The sequence below is a fragment of the Wolbachia endosymbiont of Glossina morsitans morsitans genome (assembly GCF_000689175.1).
Taxonomy (GTDB): domain Bacteria; phylum Pseudomonadota; class Alphaproteobacteria; order Rickettsiales; family Anaplasmataceae; genus Wolbachia; species Wolbachia pipientis.
In genome coordinates, this window is record NZ_AWUH01000138.1 from 1 (window position 1) to 1,966 (window position 1,966).

Annotated in this window: 2 protein-coding genes and 1 pseudogene; all 3 read right to left on the minus strand. The window is 32.2% G+C overall.

All coding sequences use genetic code 11. The features are described 5' to 3' along the window. Window positions 1-1,133: pseudogene (locus tag WGMM_RS03505) on the minus strand (KAP family P-loop NTPase fold protein); the annotation flags it as partial. Window positions 1,134-1,155: 22 nt separating this feature from the next. Continuing rightward, window positions 1,156-1,761, minus strand: a complete 606-nt coding sequence (recR, locus tag WGMM_RS03510) for a recombination mediator RecR (RefSeq protein WP_038250178.1) — start codon at window positions 1,759-1,761, stop codon at window positions 1,156-1,158. Window positions 1,762-1,783: 22 nt separating this feature from the next. Further along, window positions 1,784-1,966 (minus strand): hypothetical protein (locus WGMM_RS06750; protein ID WP_240991895.1); only part of this gene is annotated, 183 nt, incomplete at its 5' end.

Here is a 1,966-nt window from a genome sequence, read left to right on the forward strand (position 1 = left end):
GGTTTTAAGTTTTTCCCATTTTTCTTGACCATTTAGAACTAAAGATTTATATTCATTTTCAATTTTTTCCAATGCTCTTTGATATGAAAAACCTAATTCCTCATATATATCAATATTTATCGATTGCAGTACTACCAAAAATGAAAACAAATTCGGATCAGGTAATTCTTCTCTTGTGTGATTCAGAAGACACAGCTTTATTTTTTTTACGCAGTATTCTATTGTTTTTAACGATAGTGACAGGCTTTCTGCATAAAATATAAAACTATCTACAATCAAATTTTTTGACTTTTTCGGTAATTTAATATTTTCAAATAGTTCTTTTGTAAATTTTTCTATCGGTTGTTTTGGCAAATGTAAAGAGAGATCAGTAAAAGATTTTAGGTCAAAATTTGGTCCAAGTATTGTGCTGATTGCTCTTTGTATATTACTCTTATCTTTACTTACAGAAATAATGAAAACCAGCCCCTCCACATCAAGCATATACTTTATAGATTCCAAAAAATCGACAACGAATTTAGGACGGCACACATCAAGATTATCCACCATTATATAAATGTTTTTGTCTTTTCTGATTTTATTAACCACATCCGCTAACTGTGTTTTAAAATCTCTAGTACTCTCTTTTCTTCTTTGGAGAAGACTTAATTCACTCAAGACAAAACCTATGTCTTTTTTATCAGCCTCTTTTGCAGCATCAAGAAATACTGAAAGCATAGCAAGTGGAGATTTACTGATCAGCTTTCCTAGTGTGTTTAGAGAAAATAGCTCTTGGTTTATGTTCTTGAACTGTTGTATAACACTCCTTTTTACTTTATACGATACAAATAAATCTTCAAATAGGAAATTTAAAAAAGAAGGCAGTGGTTGGTCCAATGCATTGATATCCCATGCACTATAATAAGCTGCAATTTCATTTTGCTGTTTTAACTCTTTTACCCATTCTTTCAAAAAAAACGTCTTGCCCCATCCATCATATCCTTCCAAAGATATTATTGTAAAAGACTGATCAATTGTTTTAATTATAGTGTTGAATTTACCTGAAAATTGCTTATAGTTTAGGCGGTCATTTTCCCAAGCCACCACTTTAAGTGGTGGCACTATTTTTTCTTTTTGAATGTTATTAGCGCTATAAGTTTTTTTAAGTCACATGTCTTATTTTATATTTAACTCATATTCTTGTCTTGAAGTAAGTGCTATCCTCAGCGTTCCTTCATCAAGATAGTCAATTTCTCCGCCCATTGGTATGCCGCAAGCAAGGCGTGATATTTTCACATCCAAATTTTTTAGCAATTCAATTATATATTGTGCAGTAACTTGGCCCTCTAATGTCGGATTAATTGCGATAATTATCTCTTCAATTTTAGACTCTGTCACTCTTTTCAGAATAGTGTTAAGGTTGAGTTCTTTTGGACCTATGCCATTTATTGCAGACAATCTGCCACCCAAAACATGGTATAAACCTGAATATATATTTCCTTTTTCAAACGCCCATAGATCACCTAATTCTTCTACTACACACAGTAACTTAGTGTCACGTTTTGGGTTAGTACAAATAGAACAAGGTGACTTAGTATCTAGATTTCCGCAAACTTCACACTCTATTATAAGATCTGCTAGCTCTTTAATCAAAGATGCAAGTGGTAGCATAACTTTTTCTTTGTTTTGGAGTAAATGTATAACTAACCTGCGTGATGATGGTGGCCCTAAACTTGGCAATTTAGAGAAAGCATGAACTAGATTCTTTATGTTAACGTTCATTCAATAAATTCAGAATAGGCAGTCAAAATGGTAACATCAAACCCTTTGTAAAGAAAGTGGTAAGTTTCTCTTGATCCCACTTTGACCAGCTATAGAAAAAATTTTTTACTTTAACGAAAAAAATTACTTCCGCAACACTTAAAGCCTGATTATAATAGACTTCTTGCATAACCCAAACTAAGTAGAAAAAAGGTATCATCCAAGT